This window comes from Halomonas sp. ISL-56, from assembly GCF_018612805.1.
Lineage (GTDB): Bacteria > Pseudomonadota > Gammaproteobacteria > Pseudomonadales > Halomonadaceae > Vreelandella.
In genome coordinates this window covers 75,225-97,285 of the sequence record NZ_JAGGRO010000029.1, presented here as the reverse complement: position 1 = coordinate 97,285, position 22,061 = coordinate 75,225, and the positions used below count along the sequence as shown (strand labels likewise).

Below are 22,061 nucleotides of genomic sequence, written 5' to 3'. Positions count from 1 at the left end.
TGTTTCCTCGTCAGTATTTGCTAGCGTAAGGCTTGCTTATCCCTCGCGGGCAATTGCCCTAAAGGCAATATCACGGCGACACTCAGCGCCATCCCAGTGAATCACGTTAACGCCTTGATACGCTTGCTGTTGTGCCGCAGAGACGCTATCACCCAGCGCCGTCACGCATAGCACACGACCGCCTGCCGTGGTGATCTCGCCCAGCTCATTGAGTGCTGTGCCCGCGTGAAACACTTTGCAGCCCGTTTCTTCAGCCGCGTCTAAGCCGTGAATCACATCACCTTTGCGGTAGCTGCCAGGGTAGCCACCAGCCGCCAACACCACGCCCACCGCGGCACGAGGATCCCATTCACAGTGCTGCCCCGCCAGCTTGCCCTGGGCTCCTGCTAAACAGAGTTCGGCAAAATCAGAGGTTAGGCGCAGCATAATCGGCTGGGTTTCAGGATCACCAAAGCGGCAGTTATATTCAATAACTTTGGGGTTACCGGCCGCATCGATCATCAGGCCCGCGTATAAGAACCCCGTGTAGGCATTACCCTCAGCGGCCATGCCACGCACGGTAGGCAAAATGACCTGCTCCATGATACGTGCGTCAACTTCCGGCGTGACCACCGGTGCTGGCGAATAGGCCCCCATACCGCCGGTATTGGGGCCGGTGTCACCATCATAAGCACGCTTGTGGTCTTGGCTTGTGGCCATAGGGACGACATTCTCACCGTCCACCATGACAATAAAGCTCGCCTCTTCGCCTTCAAGAAACTCTTCGATGACCACACGGGCACCCGCATCACCGAAGGCATTGGCTTCCAGCATATCGCGGATAGCCGCCTCAGCTTCCGTTTCACTAAGCGCCACAATGACGCCTTTACCCGCAGCCAAGCCATCCGCTTTAATCACAATTGGCGCGCCTACTTTGCTTAGATAGGCAAGCGCTGGGGCTACTTCAGTAAACGTTTGGTAGTCAGCCGAAGGAATATCATGGCGGGCCAGGAAGTCCTTGGTAAAAGATTTTGAACCTTCCAACTGGGCGGCCGCTTGAGTAGGGCCAAAGATAGTTAAACCGGCAGCCTGGAAATGATCAACTACGCCTTCTACCAAGGGGGCCTCCGGGCCCACCACGGTTAAGCCAATCTGCTCATCACGGGCAAAGGCAACTAGACTGCCGAGATCCGTTGCGGCAATCGCTACATTGGTCAGCTTTGCCTCCGTCGCTGTGCCGGCATTGCCAGGGGCGACAAACACCTGCTCAACCTGATTAGATTGCGCCAATTTCCAAGCTAGGGCGTGCTCACGACCACCACCGCCTATCATTAAAACCTTCATGTGCATCCTTCTCAAACGGGAAAGCGTATATCGGCGGCATTATGCCACAGCGAAGCACCAAGTGGGGTCAGGAGGAGGCTTTGTTATCTTCACTGGTATCGCTGGCGTCGCTGCCATTGCCCTCATGCGGCTCTGCATTAACCGACTCGTCGGCCTGGCCAGGTTGGTTCAAGGTCTTTTGCCAAAAGCGCATGTTCTCTTCAGCAAGCTCGCGCATAAACTCCAGCGGTGTGTTGCGCATTGCCTGTTTCCACTGGCTCTGCAGCCGCTTCTGCTGCTCCAGCATTAATTGCGTACCCTGTTCAAGATAACGCGACAGCGGCAGCGGTGAGGTCATATCGTAAACACGAATTAATTGCGCCAATAGATCATTAGAAAACACTTCCGCTTCGCTATCAGCCTGCTCCTGCTCGATAATGATAGAGAGCAAAATAGTACGTGTTAGATCTTCTCCGCTTTTGGCGTCTTCCACCCGAAACGGTTCTTCTTCAATGATTAAACAGCGCAGGTCTTCTAGCGTTACATAACGACTCTGCTGAGTATCGTACAACCTGCGGTTTGCATATTTGCGAATTACGCGCACGGCGCATCTCCTTAAACGCGATAGGGACTTTTTATTCCCGTTACTGATATTGTGCCTGCACTACGCGCCCATGCAAGCCACCTTAATAGTTTAGCAAGGCGTACCGTGCCTGCTTTGTGACCAATAGACCATCATTATGAATTTGATTCTGCTCAATCCCAACGATCTCACCGACGATGGCCACGTCTGTATTACCGATCCACGTCGACTGACACACCTGCGCGATATCCATCGCTCGGCACCCGGAGACCGGTTAACCGTCGGTGTTCAAGGCGGCGATATGGGTAAAGCGCAGCTAAAAGAACTCACTGCTGAGCGTGCGTATTTTCAACTGGAAGCCCTTAACGAGCCTCCGCCGACGCCACTACCCGTGCATTTAGTATTAGCTCTGCCCCGCCCGCGTATGTTGGCGCGCACGTTAGAGCATGTGACGGCACTAGGCGTCAAAGAGATCACCCTGCTACATACCAAGCGAGTTGAGAAGAGCTATTGGCAGTCACCAGAGTTGCGCCCGGATAAAATTCACCAACATTTGGTACTTGGCTTAGAGCAAGCTCGTGACACCCGGCTACCCTCGGTCACCCTTAGTAAAGGTTTTCGGCCTTTTTTAGAGAAGCAATTGCCTGAGTTACTCAGCGAACGCCGCGGGCTGGTGGCACATCCGGGCATGCCCAATGCCTGCCCAAGAGGCATCAGTGACCCCACTTTGCTATTAGTAGGCCCCGAGGGCGGCTTTATTGCTTGGGAGGTAGAGCAGCTAATGCAGGCAGGCTGCGAGGGAATGCATCTTGGCCCACGCATTTTACGCGTCGAAACAGCCGTGACAGCTCTTCTGTCACGGCTGTTTTAAACACCATTATTGATTGGATGAACTAATCAGGACGGATCATCTTCCGGGTCGTGGGGCACAACGGTCGCGTTTTCTCCACACCCTGGCTCTTGCAAAAAGGTTTCACGCACATCCAACAACCCAAGATGGCTAATGGTGCTGCGACCAAGTAGAAGCGGATAGTTCATATCTTCGCGGTCGCGCAGGCTAAACTGCTCTTCGTAAATGGTATCGCCCATACAAACTTCCATCAGCACCACAGGTCGCTCATCACGGCCGCCTGCGCCGCGCACAGTAAGCTCACGGTAGAGCGGCCGTTCGATTTGATCACTGAAGACTTCGCCACTTGCCTGATCTTCAAGCTTCAATCGAAAGCGTACCCACTCCTCATCGTCCTGTTCGAACATCTCAATATCGCGAGCGTCCAGCGAAGAGGTTAATGCTCCGCTATCAAGCTTCGCTTTCACCTCGATATCCCAAGGCTGCAAGGTCGCTTTTTCAACCCAGCCGAAGACTTGTTCATCTTCCGCCATCGCTGTGGAGGCAGACAGCCCAGCACCTAACAACATACCCCCCAATATCACACTGTTAAAAAAAGTTTTTTTCATCAATTGCATAACATCATCCTTGGAAAGTAAAAGCACCCTGTCAATATGGCTTACTGCGAACGCTGACGAAGCTGTTCTAGCAGCTCCTGGGTCGCAAACCCATCCGGTATTAACCCTTGATCACGCTGAAAGTTCCGCAAACCTTGGCGCGTATTGGGCCCCATGACGCCGTCCGCGCCGCCTACTGAGTAGCCCACACGGTTTAACGCGCGCTGCAGCTCTTGCACATCGTCACGGGTGAGCGACGCTTGATCACGCGGCCAGCTGTGCTGAATGCCATTACGTCCGGCAATGGCATCACCTAAGGTTGCCACGGCCAGCGCATAGCTGGTGGCATTGTTATAGCGTAAAATCGCCCGAAAATTGGCACCTACCAAAAAGGCCGGGCCGTTAGCACCCGCGGGTATCACAATGGCTGCGCTATCAAAGTTTGGCAATTCGCCTTGCAGTGCCTGCACACCCTGACTGCGCCACTCCGCGCTGCTGCGTCGCTCTGTCTGGGCATAGTCAAAGCCTTGGGGGAGGCGTACCTCAACCCCCCAGGGCTGGCCGGCTTGCCATCCAGCCCGATCAAGGTAGTTGGCTGTTGATGCCATAACATCGGGGATACTTTCCCAAATATCACGCCGGCCATCACCATCACCATCGACCGCATAGGCTTCAAAGCTACTGGGAATAAACTGGGTATGGCCCATGGCCCCAGCCCAGGAACCTTTCATCTGCTCAGCGGCGATATCACCTTGGTCAATAATGCGCAACGCCGCGAGCAGCTCGCCCCGGGCAAAGTCTCGGCGCCGTCCATCGTAAGCCAGTGTGGCAAGAGACTCCAAGGTTGAAAAATCACCAAAATTGCTGCCGTAATTACTCTCGATGCCCCAAATGGCGACAAGAATTTCGACGGGCACCCCATAACGCTGCTGCATTTGCTGAGCCGTATCGCGGTGTTGAGCTAGCTTTTCCTGCCCGTTATTAATACGTGTGGATGAAACGGCGGTATCAAGATACTCCCAAATAGGGCGAACGAACTCAGGTTGGTAGCCGTCGAGTTCAATCACACGCTCACGGTAACGAACGCCATCCAGGGCACTACTGAGTGTCGCTTCGCTGATCCCTTGGCCAGCAGCATATTGGCGAAAATCTCGCAGCCACTGTTGGAAATTAGCGTAGCTAACTTCTGAAGCAGCCTGAGTGTCGACTTCTGACATCAGCTGAGGGCTCGCTTGCGCCCGGCCACTGCTCAGTGCCAGTGCACCCACAAAAAATAGAAATGTCGCATACAGAGCAGGGCGCCCCTTGGCTGACCCATTTACTTTCAAAGACATAGCATCAATCTCTCGGCAATCCATGGCATTGTTCTGATAATGGCCCAGAAAAGCAACGGATACTAGCCCTACCCTCTCAGGCGTAGTAAAACGACCAAGTGTAATAGCACCACTACCACACTAAGCAAGCCACGAAGTGTAAAGTACCAAGTAGGGAAACCCTTCCGACCAACACGACTACAATCGTAGCTGCCAATCAGAATAAATCCGGCCAGTAGCACCCAAAGTCCCGCTACAACGTTAAGCAGCAGTGCAGGCCATGCGATTAAGCTGGGCAACATAGCTAACAGTAAACGCCAACGATTACCTGGCCTCGCCACCTGCAATGCACTGCCCCAGTGCACACCACCCAAGAAAGAGAGGATTACAGCGCTATAGTAAACAAATCCATCAATGACAGTTGCCTGCCATACCAAGGGCGCTGACCATACCAGCACGCCACCAGTGATGAATGGAACAAGACCAGCGAGTCCCAGACACCACGCGAGGTGGCGCTCGCTACTCCACAACGTCATAGCGCCTTAGCCCTTACAGCAAGTTCATGACGACTCGCTTCATCACTTGCTTGATGTTCTAAGCAAGGAATCAACCACCGCTCCCACTGCTCGGGCACAACGTAGGGAGCTTCAAACGCAGAGGGGTCTGCCCGCCATGGCTGTTGGCGCGCTAAACCGTAGGGTAGCTTTTCAAGCGGCTTCAACCAATGAGCAACATAGAGCCCCTGAGGATCGTAATGGCCCGCCTGCTTGAGTACATTAAAGTAGCGGTCTTGGCGTGGATCCCGCCCCACTCCGGCAATATAGCGCCAGTTACCCCAGTTACTGGCCACATCATAATCAATCAGGCAGTGCTCAAACCATAGCGCCCCCAAGCGCCAATCAACCTTTAAGTCTTTAACCAAAAAGCTGGCCACGTTTTGCCGGGCACGATTGGATAGCCAGCCAGTGTGACGAAGTTCCAGCATCGCGGCATCCACAAACGGCAGCCCCGTGGTGCCATTACGCCAAGCATTGAAAGCGGCACATGGCTTGTCTGTCTGGCGGGCGCCAAACATTTTCTCACCTTCCAATTGGGCAGCGCGGATAAAATACTCGCGCCAGAGTAACTCGAAGGTAATCCAGTAGCTCGATTCATTACTGCCGTTTTCTGCTTCCCAGGCCTTTACCGCATCATTGACTTGGCGAGCCGACAGGCAGCCACGCGCTAGCCAGGGTGACACACGGGTTGAGAAATTAGCCCCCAGCAACCCGTTGCGGGTTTTCTTGTACGTTTCACCGCCTTGCTGGCGCCAAAGGTAATCCTTTAGACGCCCGTGTGCTGCCGACTCGCCCCCCTTGTAGGCATAACCTTGGCGAGGGTCGGGCTGCCAGACGGCACTCTCTTCGCAGACAGCTTTTAGCGGTGGAAACCCTCTGGCTGCTTCAGGCCAGGGAGGCAGCGTCACGGGCGCGCAACGGCTGGCAGGAAAGGTGCATTCACTCTCTACGCTACGCCTAAAGGCAGAAAAACTGCCCGGCAGCGCTTCGCGTTCAAAAGGCAATGACTGTCGATCAATCAGACGCCCGCTCTCTATACAATCAAATGCCGTGTGACGGGGCAAACCTTTCTTAACAGCACGAATATGCGCGATTTCTTCGGTGCCAGCATGGTCGGCCACACGCACCTGCCTGGCGTTAAGCGTTGATGCCAGCTCAATCACCACATCACTTGGCTTACCTATACGTACTAGCAAGTCACTGCCACGCTTCAAAAGCTCACCACGTAACTCTATTAAGCTTTGCCATAAAAAACGCAACCGCGCATGTCCGATACGCGGTGTTGATTCCCCCTCGATCAGCGGCGAGAACCATTGCTCATCTAACACGTAGAGACACAACAAATAACTAGGAAGGGAAGCAAAGTTTAAAAGAGGATTATCAGCAATACGCAGGTCGTCTTGCAGCCAGACAATATCAATCGTGCTGTTCATGCTTGTGCCTCCTAGAGGTGCTTTGGTGCCCGGTACTTTGGATGCTGGTACTTTGGATACTGGTACTTAGAAGCAAAGCACTATGGCTGCTTAGCACTACGACGACACCGCTCACTGCAGTAGCGCACTTGATTCCAACAGCGCGCCCATTTCTTCCGCCAAGTAAACGGTCGCTGGCATTGAACACAGTTTTTTTGCGGCAGATGTTGTTTGCGTCGCATGCTCACGTCTAATCACACTTTTTACGTAGTAGGGTGAAAAACATGGACGTATTATCTTATACAGTACAATTATTGTACATTATTTTATTGTACACATTTTAATCCGACTGAAATAACGAGCAACGCTTGAACACCTGCCACCCCAAACGTAAAAAAGCCACCCGAAGGTGGCTCAGTAGCGGTGATTCATTAGCGAACGATGCGGCCTGCTCTAATCAAGCCTAGTCTGGATCAGTCTCGCGGGGCTGGCGTTTGGCGTTTTCATGGGTTTCCAAGCCACTTTTCAACTCATGGGTTAAAGGATCGTAGTTAGGGCGTAACTCATCCTTTACAGTACCGCTCCACAGCTTGGAGCCAACAAAGTACCCGGCTCGTCCAATCACGTGAGCCGCCACCGGGGCAGTCATCAGGATAAACACGATGATAGCAAAAGAGCGTGCCACTACACCCACTTCAGCAAAGTGCATAGCTGCCGCCAACATAATTAAGATGACGCCTAACGCCGCAGCCTTGGTGGTGGCGTGCATGCGCGTTAACAAATCTGGCAACCGCAGCAACCCAACTGAGGCAAGCAGTATAAACAGCGCTCCACCGATGATTAACGCGCCCTTTATGAAATCAATCATCCCTTGGGCCTCCCCTTTCCAAAAAGCGCGCGAACGCAATGGCTGCTAAGAATCCCATCAATGCAATCACAATGGCGGCATCCAAAAAGCTAGCCACGTCTGACTTGATGGCATAAACACCGACTAATCCCACCACGGTGGTAGAAAAAAGCTCTAACGCCACAACGCGATCAGGTAGGCTCGGGCCGCGCACCACACGTACAAACGTAAGAATAAGCGCCAAGCTCATAATGACTTGGCTTATTAAAATAACGGTATCCATTATCGAAACAGCTCCAAAGCACGGTGCTCCATCTCTTTTAAGTTGCGCCGTAGCTCCTCCTCGTTGTCTAAAAACATTGCGTGGATATACAATACCTTACGGTCATCCGACACATCTAGGCTCAGCGTTCCTGGGGTCAATGAAATCAGATTGGCCACCATGGTAATTTCCATTTCGGAGCGTGCGGAAAGCGGCATTGCAATGACCCCAGGTTTCATATGCCAAGGGGGAGTGACAATATCGAAAGCGACGCGCAAGTTGGCTTGTACTAATTCTTTTAGAAAAAAGCCAATAAAGCCGATGAAGCGTGGCACACGCGCCGGGTAGCCCTTCAATGAGTCGAGTTGAGGCTCAATCAATACCAGGGTGATATAGCCAAATATTAACCCGACAAGAAGATTTAAACCGGTAAAATCACCGCTTAACAATACCCATGCGAGCCCTAGCAGTAGATTCCAAATAGCACCGGTCATGGCGTATCCTCCTCGGCATTAGCCTCTGATGCGGTGACGCCCGATGATGATTCCAACAACACATCGTCGGCACTGGCTGCCGCCCCTAGCACCGCTTCAATATACCCTGAGGGTTCGAACAACTGATCACCAATACCCATCATCACCCACATGATCGGCTCTGCAAGCACACCAATGAGCAGTGAAAATAACGCCAACACCATGACTGGCAAATACATCATCCACAGGCTGGGCTTTAACAACCGCCCGTCATCGCCAGTAGGCGTGGTCGTTTCAGGCACGTGATTATCTTCCGGGAGAGACTTCCAAAACACCTCATTCCAAATTTTTACCATAGAGTAGAGCGTCATTAACCCCACTGCCAACGCGATACCGATAACGACATAGGCCTCCACCTCTAGACCGGCGCGCACAATCACAAATTTGGCAAAAAAGCCCGATAGCGGCGGTATCCCCGCTAGCGAGAAGGCAGAAAGGAAGAACGCCACGGCAAGCCAAGGTCGCTCTCGGTACAGCCCGCCCATTTTTTTAAGCTGGTAGGTTCCCTGCAATCGATGAGTAATACCACTGATCAAGAAGAGATTGGTCTTCACCACCATATTATGCACGATGGCAAACACGCCGCCGGCGATTGCTAGAGGGGTATACAACGCTAAGCCTAGAATCATGTAGCCGATCTGGCTGACGATATGAAACGACAATATCCGCCTAAATTCATATTGAGCCGCAGCGCCAAGCACCCCCGTTACCATAGTGAATGCAGCACCCCAGAGCATAATGTCCTGGAGATAGCCCATGGTTTGATCGAACATCAGCGTGAAGACACGGAACATCGCATAAACGCCCACCTTGGTGAGCAGTCCGGCAAACAGTGCTGAAACGGCGACCGGCGGCGTGTGGTAAGAGGCTGGCAACCAGAAAAACAGTGGAAAAGCGGCCGCTTTAATCCCAAAGGCCACCATAAACATGACCGCCAATACTTCGACCATGCCAGTGTGCTCAGCTGCATCCATACGCAGCGCAATGTCGGCCATGTTGAGTGTACCCACCATGCCATAAAGCAGCCCCACGGCGGTCAGGAAAATGACCGATGCCAACAGGTTCAAGGTGACGTACTTAATCGCCCCTTCCATCTGCGCGCGCTCACCACCCAGAATTAGCAGCGCAAAAGAGGCCACCAGCATTACCTCAAACCATACATAGAGGTTAAAGATATCGCCGGTCAAAAAGGCGCCCATCACCCCGGCGAGCAGCAAGTGCATTAACGGGTAGTAGCCAAATTTTTCGTGACCGCGGCCAGTGGTGGCCAGCGAGTAAATGCCCATCGCCAAGCCGATAATCGCGGTCATCAACACCATCACCGCGCTCAACAAGTCAGCAATTAAGGTAATGCCAAAAGGAGCTGGCCAGCTACCCATCTGCATCGTGACGTAGCCATCCGACAGCGTCGCTACAAATAACCACAGACTAACCATCAGCAGGGCAATATTGCCTGCTACGGCTACAAAGCGTTGCATGGGGCGTGAACGCCAAAACAGCAAAGAAATTGCCCCTGATAACAAGGGCAAGAGGACGGGAAGAGCTACTTCAGGCCTCACGTATCAGTATCCTTCATCTTATCGAGATCATCGGCCTTAACCACTTCGTAGGCACGTCGAATCAGTACCACTGCAAAGGCAAGCACCCCAAAAGCAATCACAATCGCCGTCAGCACCACCGCTTGCGGCAAGGGGTCGGCCACGCCGCTGGGCGGCTGCATCATCCCTTCAGGGATAAGCGGAGGTGCTCCACGGGTCATGCCCGCCGTGGTAAAAATCAATAAATTGGCGGCATTAGAGAGCAGCATCAAGCCAATCACCAATTTGACGATAGAGCGCCGCAGCATCATAAAAATAGCCGTCGCATACAGCAGGCCAATCGCTACTGCCATCAATGGTTCCATGCGGTGCCTCCTATTAACTCAAGGTTCATCCTTGTCAACCTCCATCAGCGTCATCACCATACCGGTGACCGAACCCAACACGGCAAAATAAACGCCTATATCGAAAATTAACGGCGTGGAAGCCTTAAAGTCGATCACTGGGATAGTCCACCACTGAGCAGTCAAAAAGGGTTGACCCATAAACCAAGCTGGCACCACCGAGATCATTCCCAGCAATAACCCAACACCGATCAAATCGCGAGGATCGACCATGCGCAGCACTTCTTTGGTGGCGCTTACCCCAAAGGCAAATAGATAGAGCGTAAACGCCCCCGCTGCTACCAGCCCGGCAATGAACCCACCACCCGGCTCGTCGTGCCCCCTTAACAGCAGAAAAACAGAAAACAACAGTTGTAGCGGCATTAAAAAGCGCGCGGCGGTATTAAGAATAATCGTGCCCGACTTAACCATCGTAAGGCTCCTTGGCAGCCACTTTGCTGCTATCGGCGGTTTTTGCGTCGCTGTTTTCTCCATGACGCAGCTTTAACATGGCGATAACACCGATCGCGGCGAGGGCTAACACGAACATCTCGCCTAGCGTATCCAAGGCACGGTAATCGACCAAAATGACGTTGACGATATTGCGGCCATAAGCCAACGGTGCGCTGTTCTCAATCATATAGGTCGAAATGGGTTCAAACTGTTGTATGCTCCATGAGGTCATAATCAGCAGGCATATCAAGATACCCATCATCGTAGCCACCACGCCATCGCGTATGCGCTCGAGGCTGGTGGAAAGGTTTGAAAAGCGCGGCAGACGGAACAGCACGAGCACCAGCAAAATGACGGTTAAGGTTTCTACCAGCAGCTGGGTAATTGCCAAGTCCGGCGCACTAAACAGAATAAAAATCAGCGCGATAGAAAACCCCATTATCCCAACCGACACCACGGCTCCCAGCCGAGACCGAGAAATAGTCGCGAAAAGTGCTCCCATCACCATACTCCCTGCCACCACCACTTCATGAAAGCGCACATCCAGATCAAAGGCGAACTGAGGTGAGTGGCGCAGCAGAATTGAATTACCGATAAGCGCGATGAGCGTGATCAACATCACCAGGATATAGTTACGCATATAACCATTTTGCAGTAGTCGTGTTTGCCACTCTGAGAAGTGCACAATGCCATTCATCATGCTTTCATAGCCCGCCTCGGGACCATGGCGCATCACCGGAGCCAATACTGCAAGCTTGCCACGCACGCTGTCCCAGCGCTTAAACAGCAAAAAGCCTAGGCCAAGGCTAATGATCGACATGATCAACGCGACGTTGATGCCATACCAAAGCGACAGCGCCACCTCTATCGTTTGACCGGATATAGCCGTGGCGGTTGCCGTTAGTAACGCATCGGCGCCCAGCACAGCAGGCATTAGGCCCAGCAGTAACGACCCTAATGCGAGCAGCGCAGGCCCTATTAGCATGCTAAACGGCGCTTCATGAGGCTCAAGTGGGGTGTGATGACGCTTACCGTAAAAAGGGCGTAACGCCACGATAAAGGCAACGCCGATGGTCAAGATAGAGGCAAGGAAAGCAAACAGCACCAGTAGCGTTCGGAAGCTATCAGCGCCTAGCACTGATTCAAGCATTAACTCCTTACCGATAAAGCCAAGTAGCGGCGGTACACCGGCAAACGACAGCGCTGCAACCAGAGCAATTATGGCGGTTACTGGCATCAGCGAGCGCAGTCCGCCCATCTGAGTGACATCTTTGGTGCCGGTTTCGTGATCGAGAATACCGGCGACCATAAACAGCGCGCCTTTATAGAGAGAGTGTGCCAGCAGAAACGTCACAAAGGCGGTCATCGCGTACTCGGTGCCGATGCCTAGTAGCATCGTCAGCGTGCCCAGCGCCATAATGGTCGAGTAGGCCAGCAGCTTTTTGATATTGGTGTGGTGAATCGCTAAAAACGCCCCAACCAGCATCGTGGTCGCACCGACCACGGAAAGAACGCCGACCCACATCGCCGTGCCACCCAGTTCTGGGTGTAAGCGCGCCAGCAGATAAATACCCGCTTTCACCATGGTGGCAGAGTGCAGGTAGGCCGAAACCGGCGTTGGCGCCGCCATAGCGTTGGGTAACCAGAAGTGAAACGGAAACTGAGCCGATTTAGTGAAGGCGCCCAGCAACAAACAGATCAGCATAGGCGTGTAGAGCGCATGTTCACGCAGGTCGGCTTCCTGTCCAAGAATCTCCGCCAGCGACCAGCTACCGCTGGCAATCCCTAACAGCACCAACCCAGCCATTAACGCTAATCCGCCCGCCACAGTGACGAATAAGCCCTGCCGCGCTGATTTACGCGCATTAATGTCAGCGTGGTTAAAACCAATCAGCAAATAGGAGGTAATACTGGTAAGTTCCCAGAAAATAAACAGCGTAAACAGCCCGTCTGCTAATACCAACCCCAGCATCGAGACCATGAAAGCAACTAAGGCGATATGAAATCGACCAACATCAGGATGGTCTTTAAGGTAGCCTCCGGCATACACCAGCACGCAGGCACCCATAACGGTAATCAGCAGCCCAAACAGCAGCGACAAACCGTCCAGCAGAAAGGTAAGACTTATCCCCAGAGAAGGCACCCACTGCCATTCTAAAAGCAGGCTGCCGTTCTCAATGACCTCAGGGGCTTGGAGTGCCAACCACGCCGCCAGCCCAGCAGGAAAAACCGCCAGAACCAAGCTGGTGCGCTGGCCGAACCAGCCGTTCAACATAGGCGACAACGCCGCCAGCACGAACCCCATTAAAACGGCGAATTGAATCAAGCGAAACCTCCTGAATAACGAAAGGCTCACCATCAGACAGCGGCTAAAGCCCAGGCATCGTGCCTTATCACTGGCAGGCCAGCGTTGAATAATAGTGATTCTAAAGTTGTACACCTTATAACAGACAGTTTAGGCTGACCAGTCAAACCCTTAAACGCAAATAGCCGCAGGCGTATTGATACGCACTGCGGCTATTGTGAGTAAGTATTTACAGTCAATAGTACGTTAGGGAACCGATAGCCATCCGGCTAATTCATTATTGATAACGGCGAGCAAGGCATCGATATGGTCATCTCGATCATTCAGGCAAGGTATATAGCTGAACGTTTCACCACCCGCTTCCATAAAGCTATCGCGGATCTCCTCTTCGATCTCCTCCAGGGTTTCGACACAGTCGGAAGAGAAGGCAGGCGACATAATGGCAATGTGTTTATGCCCCTGCTCAGCGAGTTCCGCCACATGCTTAACGGTTTGCGGTCCCACCCATTTTTCAGGGCCAAACTGTGATTGAAAAGCGGTATCCACTTCTTCTTTGCTGAAACCAAGTTTCTCACGCAGCAGGCGTGTGGTTTTCTGGCACTGACAGTGATAAGGATCGCCTTCCATCAAGTAGCGTTCAGGCACACCGTGATAGCTGGCCACCAACTTTGTAGGACGCGTAGGCAAGCCGTTGTAGACCTCCTCTACCGAATTAGCCAGCGCCTGAATATAAGCGGGATGGTCAAAATAAGCAGGCACCGTGCGAATATAAGGCTGCCACTTCATCTTCATCAGGGTGCGAAACGCCTGATCGTTCGCCGTTGCCGTTGTTGGCGAGCCGTACTGAGGATAGAGCGGAAAAAATACAATACGCTCACAGCCCTTCTCTTTTAATCGCGTCAGTACGCTTTCGGTTGATGGATTGCCGTAGCGCATGCAGAAATCGACTTCGACGTCATCACCGTAAAGCGCTTTTAACCGAGCGGTCATTTTTTCAGTCTGAGCGCGCGTGGTTGTCAGCAGCGGGCTTTCGTTTTTTTCGTTGTTCCAGATACTTCGGTACGCTTTACCCGATGAGAATGGCCGCTTGGTCAAAATAATCAGCTGTAGCAACGGCTGCCATTTCCAACCGGCATAGTCGACCACGCGCTTATCAGACAGAAATTCATTCAGGTAACGACGCATTGACCAATAGTCAGTGGCATCCGGGGTTCCCAAGTTCGCTAACACCACGCCCACTTTAGCACGCGGCACAGGCGGATGATTGTTGGGTGCATGGGCCAAGCGGCCCTCGCCCGGTTGATCCTTAACGACATTCTCGGTCATTAGTCATGCTCCTGAAAAAAAACGATGGTGCTCAGTAAATCTATCAATTAATTAAATCCTATCACTTTTCGGCAAACTGGCGGCATAAAGTTATACTATCAGCATCATTTGTATAACCCTGAGGCAATTCATGTCCAAGCCTTTGCTTTTGGTTCTTGGCGACCAGCTCTCTTTTTCACTAACAACGCTGCATGATGCCCCCGCTAATGCCGTGGTTGCCCTTTGCGAAGTTGCTGAAGAAGCGCGTTATGTGCCCCACCACATACACAAAATCGGCCTCTTTTTGGCCGCCATGCGTCACTTTGCCCATGCGCTACGTGATAAAGGCTTTCAAGTGCATTACAGCGCTCTGGACGACGCAGATAACTGTCACTCTCTCATTGACGAAGCTGAACGCATCGCCCAACAGTATGGCTGCGATGAGATACGCGTTGCCCGACCGGGAGAATGGCGGCTGTGGGAGGCAATGCGGCAGCGCAAAGACGCAACAATTCCATGGCGGCTACTTGAAGATGAGCGCTTCTTTACCACGCCAGAGGATTTCGCCAACTGGGCCAAAGGCCGCAAGCAGCTGCGTCTAGAATACTTTTACCGCGAGCAGCGCAAACGTACCGGGCTTTTGATGGAAGGCGACGAGCCAGCTGGCGGCAAATGGAATTTTGACCATGATAATCGCGAGCCTATCAAGGCAGCGCTTGAATTTCCTGTGCTGCCACAACACCGCTTTGACACGCTGACAAAAGACGCTTTAGCCGATGCGAAACGCCATTTTGATGACCACATGGGCTCTGTGGAAAATTTCAACCTGCCAGTCACTCGCCAACAAGCGCTGGTGGATTTAAATCACTTCATTGAGCATGGGCTGGCTGACTTTGGCCGCTATCAAGATGCGATCAGCGATTCGGCGCCCTATCTATACCACTCGCGACTATCTGCGGCGATGAACATCGGCTTGCTGACGCCCCATGAAGTCTGCGCAGCAGCCGAGCAGCGCTACTACGACGGCGATGTGCCGATCAACGCCGCCGAAGGCTTTATCCGCCAAATTCTTGGCTGGCGCGAGTATGTGCGCGGGCTCTACTGGACACAGATGCCCAGCTACAAAAGCGCCAATCAGCTCGGTTTTGAGCGCGATTTGCCAGCGTTTTACTGGGATGCCAATACCGATATGCGCTGCCTGCAGCGCGCCATACAGATGACCATCGATAACAGCTACGCCCACCATATTCAACGACTGATGGTCACGGGCAATTTTGCCCTGCTGTGTGGGGTTAAGCCCGAGGCGCTATGCGACTGGTACCTGGCGGTTTACGCGGATGCCAGCGAATGGGTGGAGTTACCCAATACACTCGGCATGGTACTCCATGCGGATGGCGGCCTAATGGGCTCCAAACCTTACTGTGCATCGGGGAAATATATCGACAAGATGTCAGATCACTGCCAGCACTGTCGCTATTCGCCTAAGCAGGTCACAGGGCCAAAGGCCTGCCCTTTCAACAGCCTTTACTGGCACTTTCTTGAAACTAACGCCGAACAATTGAACAAGAATCCGCGCATGAAGCTGATTTACGGCTCGCTTAGCCGAATGTCCGATGACAAGCGCGAAGCAATGCGCCAACAGGCAGAAAGCTTCTTGGCTCAACTGGACGTGTCACCAAGCTACGGGCAAGTCTGTCATACCGCGGGCTATGCCACTGCCCCAAGCGATGCCGATACGACCGATAGCGATACGAACAGCACCAGTACGGACAGTACCAGTTCGGACAGTACCAACACGAACACTACTAAGAAGGAGTCACAATGAGCCGCTTCACACCGCTAGACGCGTTACCGCCGGTCACGCTCTTTCACGACGGCCACTGCCCCTTTTGCCAGCAGGAAGTAGCCTGGCTGGAAAAACATCGCCATCGGGAACAGATAGAGCTGGTAGATATTCAGGATCAGGACTTTAACGCCCATGAGTATGGAAAAGAATTTAACGCCATGATGGGCCAACTGCACCTTCTCGACAGCCAAGGAGAGTGGTATATCGGTATGGATGCCAGCCGTGCCCTCTATGCCGTGTTGGGTTATCGGCGGCTGGTGAGGTTTTCTTGCTTACCGGGAGTAAGCGGCATAATGAATGCCGGTTACCGATTTTTTGCCCGTCGCCGAATTCGGCTTGGGCAGTGGTGGGAGAAGCGGCAAGCTAAACGTTAAGGATGAGTGTAGTGTCAAAAAACAAGCGGCATACGCGATGTCAGCGGCTCACTGTAGTGGGCATCACGTCCGATCACTTCATCGTGAGGCACGTGCTGAACCAAGTATGCGCGATGAATTCCAGCGCGCTTGAGATCCATATAGGCATCATCCAATGAGCGAAATAGCATCGGCTTATTACGCTGCATCAGCATATGGCGTTCGCCTTCAACGTCTTCAAGCTCAACCTGATAAAAACGACTGCCCGAATGGGTAATCACGCGGATTTCAAAGTTGTCGTGACTGGCGACAAACTGCTTAAGATCCTTCAGCTCCATGGTTCCCTCCTGTTATTTACTTAGGCCATTAGGGCACAGCATGACTGTGCCCCATGACATTTCTGTTGCCCTGTTATTACAGTGTAATGACAACAAGCAATAACCAGACATTAATAGTTAGGAGGCCATTAGCGCAAGGGAATTTCTGACCGGAAGGTCAAGACATCAATCGATCATTGATATTCAGAGGGATCGATAGCTTTACCAAGCGAATTGCGGTCAATCCAGTTCCCGCCTTTAGTCTCCTTATAGCGGAACACAACGTTATCTCCCACTGTTACAGGCAGCTCGCCATCTTCAGTTTGGTAACTATATTTCTCGCCCGCGACCACCAAATGGTAGCGATAAAGGTCTGGCATACCCAGCCACTCTTTAAAAGGGCCTTCGCGCTCTATTGCCTCTAGTTCACCGCGACCTTCTAACTTAGGAAGACGCTGTCGGTTACCGCGCCGAAATCCACCTGCCATTTGTTGCTCCCGTTTTTACATATCGTGGGTGGGGCATTATACGAGCTAGCCCCTCATCCTCAAGTGACTTATCACTCACCTGTCACCACAAACCTGTTTATAAAAACCTGTTTACAAAAACCTGCTTACAAAAACTTAGTCACCGAAGGCTTGACCGTAACTATCCGGCGCCAAATCCTCAAAGCGAGTATATTTGCCGATAAACGCCATATGTACCGTGCCGATAGGCCCATTACGTTGCTTACCGATAATTAATTCGGCAATCCCCTGATTGTCGGGATTATCTGGATTATAGACTTCATCGCGATAAACAAAGGCAATGACGTCCGCATCCTGCTCGATCGCTCCAGACTCCCTCAGATCCGACATGACAGGACGCTTGTTGGGACGCTGTTCCAAGGAGCGGTTCAACTGAGAAAGTGCCACAACGGGGCAGTTAAATTCTTTCGCCAACCCCTTCAAGGAGCGCGAAATCTCGGAAATCTCCCCGGTGCGGTTTTCACTAAAACCGGGAATCTGCATCAACTGAAGATAATCGATCATCACCAACGCGATATTGCCATGTTCACGCACCACACGGCGCAGCCGTGAGCGCATCTCGTTAGGTGACAAGGCCGCGGTGTCGTCGATAAACAGTTGCTTGTCTTTGAGCAGATTGACGGCAGAAGTAAGGCGCGGCCAATCCTCATCTTCCAATTGACCGGTACGCACGCGAGTTTGATCAATCCTGCCCAGCGACGACAGCATCCTCAACATTAGCGATTCTGCTGGCATCTCCATGGAAAACACCATGACCGGCTTATCGCTGGAGATAACCGCATGTTCCACCAAATTCATAGCAAACGTGGTTTTGCCCATTGAGGGCCTTCCGGCGATAACCACCATATCTGAAGGCTGTAACCCGGTAGTCATTTCATCCAGGTCTCGAAAGCCGGTCGAAAGGCCGGTCATTTCACCTTTCAGGTTAAACAGCTCATCAATACGATCAACGGCTTTGGTCAGCAGATCGCTCATGCCAATAGGGCCGCCCGTTTTGGGACGCTCCTCGGCAATCTGGAACACTAACCGCTCGGCTTCGTTAAGCAATTCATCAGCCGGGCGCCCCTGGGGTGTAAACGCACTATCGGCAATTTGATTAGCCGCACGGATCAACTTACGTAGCGTTGCCCGCTCACGCACGATATCAGCGTAGGCGCGAATATTACTGGCAGAAGGCGTGTTACGGGCAAGCTCAGCCAGAAACGCCAACCCGCCGACCGTATCTAAATGATCCCGAGCTTCCAGCGCTTCGGAAAGCGTCACCACATCCAGTGGTTGACCGGCTTCAGCTAGATGAATCATCACGTTGAACACCAAACGGTGCTCATAACGGTAGAAATCATCAGCAACTAACCGCTCTGAGACGTTATCCCAGGCCTGGTTGTCCAGCATGAGCCCGCCTAGTACCGATTGCTCCGCCTCCAACGAGTGCGGCGGCAGCTTTAACGCTGCCGTTTCTTTATCAGCAGAAGGCTGGTCCTGCATAGCGAGCTCCTTTAAACACGACTGCGTAGCCAGTGAAGATGCTTATATTAGCCGCCGACATGCAGCGCGACTAGCAGCATGTTCAAGACGTTGTCTTAAAATACCCAGCTGTGGTGCGCTTGATAACTTAGGCAACACCCTGAAATAGCTAAATTTAGAAACCGTGAGCATCCAGAAAAAACAAAAGGCGCGGGAGAAAACCCGCGCCTTTTGAGGCAGCTGTATTAGCTGCAGCTAGTGACTACTTTACGTCGTTACTAGCTCAATTACTTACTTTCTCAATTACTTTCTCACTTACTCTGCAACTACCACTACGCGTACAACGGCATCCACTTCAGCGTGCAAGTGAATAGCGATGTCGTATTCACCGGTCTGGCGAATCGGGCCAGTCGGCATACGGACTTCACTCTTGGCAACATCGATGCCAGCAGAAGAAATCGCGTCAGCCAGGTCGCGCGGACCAATAGAACCAAACAGCTTGCCTTCGTCGCCTGCTTTGGAAACCAAAGACAGTTCGATGTCATTCAACTGTTCAGCGCGCGCTTCGGCTTCTGCCTTACGCTCAGCGGCTTGCGCCTCGAGCTCAGCACGCTGCGCTTCAAACGCTTCGATATTGTCTTTGGTGGCCGGTACGGCTAAGCCGTAAGGCACCAAGTAGTTACGACCATAACCAGGCTTCACGGTGACCTTGTCACCCAGGCCGCCCAGCTTACCAATGTTGTCGAGCAGAATGACTTCCATCTCGTAAACCTCTTGTCAGTTGCTGCGGGCAAGGCGTGCGCGAACGTTCGCGAATGTATCAATCAGCCCCAACAGCAGCACAATGAGAATCGTGGGCCAGGTCGTGATCAGTAGCACATAAAATGCTACCAGCCACAGCCCGTTCATCCCCTTTATTCCAATAAACCCGTGCACTAACGCAACGCCAGCTACCAACAGCGGAATCCAACCAAGCATCACCAACGCATGAGCGCCTAGCAGCATACCTATCACCCCAAGAACGACCAGCACGGCCAGCTCTTTAGGGGTCAAGCGCAGTGCGTGGAACTCTTCACGAAAGCCACCAGGGTTGTACAACCCAGCCTGCCAACTACGCGCAAGTGCCAAGCACACAATGGCTGCCAAAAGCACCACAAACCCGGTCACCCCACCCACTACCAGTGCGGCAATGGTTTGAGTATCGTAGCCTTGATTGGCAAATTCCGTGAGCATGCGATCCACTTCTTCTGAACCTTCTCGCAATTGCTCAAGCATTAACTCAGTGCCACCTGGCGGACTGAAGATGCCAAGTTGAACCATGACGGCGGCAACCAAAGTTCCCACAATCAAGGTTTCCCCCCAACGCATCCTCTCGCGCAGAATGACGGCCATCAGCGTTACCAGCAATATGCAAGCAAGCGGAATCACATCACCCTGAGCCCACCACCAACCGGCCGGTAGTGCTGCGGCGATGATGACTGGCAGCGCAGGTGCAAAACCTTTGCGTAGAGTCATCAGCGCGGCGATGGCTGCTCCTAACCAGAACAGCCAAGGCACTAGCGTTGCTAAGGCCGCCCCGCCTGCAGCGTAAGGCGTGCCCCGCATTAGCCATCGGGCTAGTGCCAGCATCACGTTAAACGCTTACTGGTGGCTATCGGAGTAGGGCAGCAGTGCCAGATAACGCGAGCGCTTGATAGCAGTCGCCAACTGACGCTGATAGCGTGCTTTGGTGCCGGTAATACGGCTTGGAACGATCTTGCCGGTTTCGGTGATGTAAGCCTTCAGCGTGTCCAGATCTTTGTAATCGATCTGCTTGATGCCTTCAGCAGTGAAGCGGCAAAACTTACGGCGACGGAAAAAACGTGCCATGGACTAGCTCCTTAAAACGTGCAGTGAATAAAATCAGGCAGTTTCTTCTTCTTCAGCGCGCGGTTTTTCTTCGCGACGCGGACGTTTTTCTTCTGCCGGTTTCATCATCGGTGAAGCTTCTGTAACAGCTTCTTTGCAGCGTACAACCAAGCTGCGGATAATGGCGTCGTTGTAACGGAAGATGTTCTCGATCTCGTCGAGAGTCTCACCGGAACATTCAACGTTCATCAGCACGTAGTGGGCTTTGTGGATCTTGTTGATCGGGTAAGCCAAATGACGACGGCCCCAATCTTCCAGACGGTGCACAGTGCCGCTGTTTTCAGTAACGATGCTGGTGTAGCGTTCAACCATCGCCGGCACCTGCTCGCTTTGATCCGGGTGGACCATAAACACGATTTCGTAATGACGCATGGGATCTCCTTGCGGTTTGACAGCTTCCGTTGTGTGCCATTGCGAAGTTCAATAAACGACGACAAGGAAGCAAGGAGTTAACTGAAGTGCTCCGCCACCGCGCTAGGCGGTCACCGGGGCATCAAACAGAACTTTTATTTCAACAACTGTTTTTAACGACAGTTTTTCAACAACAGTTTCAATTACTAATTCTCACAGCTAACGCCCGCTTGCAGACAAACGGGCGCATGTATCTTAGTAGTACAGCGATTAACTTGCAAGCTGACGCTGACGAACAGCCTCGAACAGGCAAATACCAGTGGCCACCGAAACATTAAGGCTAGAGACTTCCCCCGCCATAGGTAGCTTGGCAAGATTATCGCATGCCTCGCGAGTTAAGCGCCGCATCCCCTTGCCTTCCGCCCCCATCACCAGGGCGGTGGGGCCAATCATATTAATGTCAAAGACGCTGGTGTCAGCCTCGCCGGCCGTACCGGTTATCCAGACACCGGCATCTTTTAGCTTTGCAAGGGTGCGCGCCAGATTAGTCACTTGATACACCGGCACCACCTCGGCAGCGCCACAAGCGACCTTGCGCACCGTTGCATTGAGCGGCGCGGCCTTATCCTTCGCTACAATCACACCGTGAGCACCAGCGGCATCCGCGCTGCGCAGGCAGGCACCAAAATTATGCACGTCCGTCACGCCATCCAGAATCAGTAACAGCGGCGGTGTATTTGAGGGCCAGGCGCGCAGTTTAAGCCAAAGCGACTCTTCCCCCTCAGGAGTCAACGGCGGACAAAACGCCACCACTCCTTGATGGGCAGCGCCTTGAGTTAACTGATCAAGCAAGTCGCGGGGCTGCTCCTTGACTCGGGCGCCCTTCGCCTGAGCATAGGCGACCAACTCTTTCAAACGACTCCCTGCCCCCTGCTGCACCCACAGCTCCCGGGGCGCTTCACCTCGGTCTAGCAGGCTTTGCAGCGCATGAACACCATATACCTGGTCCAGGCCATCAGGAGTTTTAGGGCCCCGCCGAGAAGACGCCGATTTCAT

The 22,061-nt window shown here is 52.8% G+C and carries 26 protein-coding genes; 3 read left to right on the top strand and 23 right to left on the bottom strand.

Annotated features, from left to right (window positions below; genetic code table 11):
- Positions 1 to 36 precede the first annotated feature (36 nt).
- Both purD and phaR read right to left on the bottom strand, forming a co-directional pair.
- A complete protein-coding gene (gene purD / locus J7J49_RS21085; protein WP_215095430.1) occupies positions 37 to 1,323 on the bottom strand; it encodes a phosphoribosylamine--glycine ligase in 1,287 nt (428 codons plus the stop codon).
- A 67-nt stretch (positions 1,324 to 1,390) separates the two neighbouring features.
- Positions 1,391 to 1,906: a polyhydroxyalkanoate synthesis repressor PhaR gene (gene phaR / locus J7J49_RS21080; RefSeq protein WP_064234686.1), complete on the bottom strand. Its 516-nt coding sequence runs from the start codon at positions 1,904 to 1,906 to the stop codon at positions 1,391 to 1,393.
- A 136-nt stretch (positions 1,907 to 2,042) separates the two neighbouring features.
- Between phaR and J7J49_RS21075 the strand changes: the two genes are divergently transcribed.
- Positions 2,043 to 2,756 carry a 16S rRNA (uracil(1498)-N(3))-methyltransferase gene (locus J7J49_RS21075; RefSeq protein WP_215095428.1) on the top strand — a complete coding sequence of 238 codons (714 nt, stop codon included), beginning with the start codon at positions 2,043 to 2,045 and terminating at the stop codon, positions 2,754 to 2,756.
- Between the two features lie 26 nt (positions 2,757 to 2,782).
- On the opposite strand, the gene rloA3 is transcribed toward J7J49_RS21075, so the two are convergent.
- The 13 genes from rloA3 to hemH form a co-directional block, all read right to left on the bottom strand.
- Positions 2,783 to 3,352: a retropepsin-like aspartic peptidase RloA3 gene (gene rloA3, locus J7J49_RS21070; RefSeq protein ID WP_082906661.1), complete on the bottom strand. Its 570-nt coding sequence runs from the start codon at positions 3,350 to 3,352 to the stop codon at positions 2,783 to 2,785.
- Positions 3,353 to 3,393: 41 nt separating this feature from the next.
- Positions 3,394 to 4,665: a lytic murein transglycosylase gene (locus J7J49_RS21065; protein ID WP_215095426.1), complete on the bottom strand. Its 1,272-nt coding sequence runs from the start codon at positions 4,663 to 4,665 to the stop codon at positions 3,394 to 3,396.
- 68 nt (positions 4,666 to 4,733) lie between these two features.
- Positions 4,734 to 5,180, bottom strand: a complete 447-nt coding sequence (locus tag J7J49_RS21060) for a DUF3429 domain-containing protein (protein ID WP_215095424.1) — start codon at positions 5,178 to 5,180, stop codon at positions 4,734 to 4,736.
- Complete coding sequence (locus tag J7J49_RS21055; RefSeq protein WP_064234690.1) at positions 5,177 to 6,634, bottom strand: DASH family cryptochrome; 1,458 nt, start codon at positions 6,632 to 6,634, stop codon at positions 5,177 to 5,179. Before J7J49_RS21055 ends, J7J49_RS21060 begins: the two co-directional genes overlap by 4 nt.
- Before the next feature lie 80 nt (positions 6,635 to 6,714).
- The gene (locus J7J49_RS21050) at positions 6,715 to 6,855 is read right to left on the bottom strand and encodes a DUF2256 domain-containing protein (RefSeq protein WP_082906662.1); all 141 of its coding nucleotides are present in this window, start codon (positions 6,853 to 6,855) and stop codon (positions 6,715 to 6,717) included.
- A gap of 221 nt (positions 6,856 to 7,076) precedes the next feature.
- Positions 7,077 to 7,481 carry a monovalent cation/H(+) antiporter subunit G gene (gene mnhG, locus J7J49_RS21045; RefSeq protein ID WP_064234691.1) on the bottom strand — a complete coding sequence of 135 codons (405 nt, stop codon included), beginning with the start codon at positions 7,479 to 7,481 and terminating at the stop codon, positions 7,077 to 7,079.
- A complete protein-coding gene (locus J7J49_RS21040; RefSeq protein WP_008958995.1) occupies positions 7,474 to 7,743 on the bottom strand; it encodes an MrpF/PhaF family protein in 270 nt (89 codons plus the stop codon). The genes mnhG and J7J49_RS21040 overlap by 8 nt, the downstream gene beginning before the upstream one ends.
- Entirely contained in the window at positions 7,743 to 8,216 is a 474-nt protein-coding gene (locus J7J49_RS21035; RefSeq protein WP_064234692.1) for a Na+/H+ antiporter subunit E, read from the bottom strand. Before J7J49_RS21035 ends, J7J49_RS21040 begins: the two co-directional genes overlap by 1 nt.
- Positions 8,213 to 9,814 carry a Na+/H+ antiporter subunit D gene (locus tag J7J49_RS21030; RefSeq protein ID WP_215095422.1) on the bottom strand — a complete coding sequence of 534 codons (1,602 nt, stop codon included), beginning with the start codon at positions 9,812 to 9,814 and terminating at the stop codon, positions 8,213 to 8,215. Before J7J49_RS21030 ends, J7J49_RS21035 begins: the two co-directional genes overlap by 4 nt.
- Positions 9,811 to 10,158 carry a Na+/H+ antiporter subunit C gene (locus tag J7J49_RS21025; RefSeq protein WP_007113325.1) on the bottom strand — a complete coding sequence of 116 codons (348 nt, stop codon included), beginning with the start codon at positions 10,156 to 10,158 and terminating at the stop codon, positions 9,811 to 9,813. The genes J7J49_RS21030 and J7J49_RS21025 overlap by 4 nt, the downstream gene beginning before the upstream one ends.
- Positions 10,159 to 10,176: 18 nt before the next feature.
- Positions 10,177 to 10,608 (bottom strand): Na+/H+ antiporter subunit B, encoded by a 432-nt coding sequence (locus J7J49_RS21020; RefSeq protein ID WP_007113326.1) that lies wholly within the window; start codon positions 10,606 to 10,608, stop codon positions 10,177 to 10,179.
- Positions 10,601 to 12,952: a putative monovalent cation/H+ antiporter subunit A gene (locus J7J49_RS21015; protein ID WP_215095455.1), complete on the bottom strand. Its 2,352-nt coding sequence runs from the start codon at positions 12,950 to 12,952 to the stop codon at positions 10,601 to 10,603. Before J7J49_RS21015 ends, J7J49_RS21020 begins: the two co-directional genes overlap by 8 nt.
- A 228-nt stretch (positions 12,953 to 13,180) precedes the next feature.
- Positions 13,181 to 14,260, bottom strand: coding sequence for a ferrochelatase (gene hemH / locus J7J49_RS21010; RefSeq protein WP_064234694.1), 1,080 nt, complete (start codon positions 14,258 to 14,260; stop codon positions 13,181 to 13,183).
- 130 nt (positions 14,261 to 14,390) lie between these two features.
- On the opposite strand from hemH, the gene J7J49_RS21005 reads away from it, so the two are divergent.
- Together J7J49_RS21005 and J7J49_RS21000 are read left to right on the top strand one after the other, a co-directional pair.
- Positions 14,391 to 16,064, top strand: coding sequence for a cryptochrome/photolyase family protein (locus J7J49_RS21005; protein ID WP_215095420.1), 1,674 nt, complete (start codon positions 14,391 to 14,393; stop codon positions 16,062 to 16,064).
- Positions 16,061 to 16,459 carry a thiol-disulfide oxidoreductase DCC family protein gene (locus J7J49_RS21000; RefSeq protein ID WP_215095418.1) on the top strand — a complete coding sequence of 133 codons (399 nt, stop codon included), beginning with the start codon at positions 16,061 to 16,063 and terminating at the stop codon, positions 16,457 to 16,459. The genes J7J49_RS21005 and J7J49_RS21000 overlap by 4 nt, the downstream gene beginning before the upstream one ends.
- A gap of 14 nt (positions 16,460 to 16,473) precedes the next feature.
- Here the strand turns inward: J7J49_RS21000 and J7J49_RS20995 are convergent, their stop codons facing one another.
- The 8 genes from J7J49_RS20995 to rlmB form a co-directional block, all read right to left on the bottom strand.
- Positions 16,474 to 16,776 (bottom strand): DUF6482 family protein, encoded by a 303-nt coding sequence (locus tag J7J49_RS20995; RefSeq protein ID WP_064234697.1) that lies wholly within the window; start codon positions 16,774 to 16,776, stop codon positions 16,474 to 16,476.
- A gap of 173 nt (positions 16,777 to 16,949) precedes the next feature.
- Positions 16,950 to 17,243, bottom strand: a complete 294-nt coding sequence (locus tag J7J49_RS20990; RefSeq protein WP_064234698.1) for a hypothetical protein — start codon at positions 17,241 to 17,243, stop codon at positions 16,950 to 16,952.
- 135 nt (positions 17,244 to 17,378) lie between these two features.
- Positions 17,379 to 18,767 (bottom strand): replicative DNA helicase, encoded by a 1,389-nt coding sequence (gene dnaB, locus J7J49_RS20985; protein ID WP_007113333.1) that lies wholly within the window; start codon positions 18,765 to 18,767, stop codon positions 17,379 to 17,381.
- A gap of 294 nt (positions 18,768 to 19,061) precedes the next feature.
- A complete protein-coding gene (gene rplI / locus J7J49_RS20980) occupies positions 19,062 to 19,508 on the bottom strand; it encodes a 50S ribosomal protein L9 (protein WP_035584127.1) in 447 nt (148 codons plus the stop codon).
- Positions 19,509 to 19,523: 15 nt separating this feature from the next.
- Positions 19,524 to 20,375, bottom strand: a complete 852-nt coding sequence (locus tag J7J49_RS20975; protein WP_064234699.1) for a hypothetical protein — start codon at positions 20,373 to 20,375, stop codon at positions 19,524 to 19,526.
- Positions 20,376 to 20,387: 12 nt separating this feature from the next.
- Positions 20,388 to 20,615 carry a 30S ribosomal protein S18 gene (gene rpsR / locus J7J49_RS20970; RefSeq protein ID WP_008958980.1) on the bottom strand — a complete coding sequence of 76 codons (228 nt, stop codon included), beginning with the start codon at positions 20,613 to 20,615 and terminating at the stop codon, positions 20,388 to 20,390.
- A 33-nt stretch (positions 20,616 to 20,648) separates the two neighbouring features.
- Positions 20,649 to 21,026: a 30S ribosomal protein S6 gene (rpsF, locus tag J7J49_RS20965; RefSeq protein ID WP_007113338.1), complete on the bottom strand. Its 378-nt coding sequence runs from the start codon at positions 21,024 to 21,026 to the stop codon at positions 20,649 to 20,651.
- 249 nt (positions 21,027 to 21,275) lie between these two features.
- Positions 21,276 to 22,061, bottom strand: a complete 786-nt coding sequence (gene rlmB / locus J7J49_RS20960) for a 23S rRNA (guanosine(2251)-2'-O)-methyltransferase RlmB (protein ID WP_215095416.1) — start codon at positions 22,059 to 22,061, stop codon at positions 21,276 to 21,278.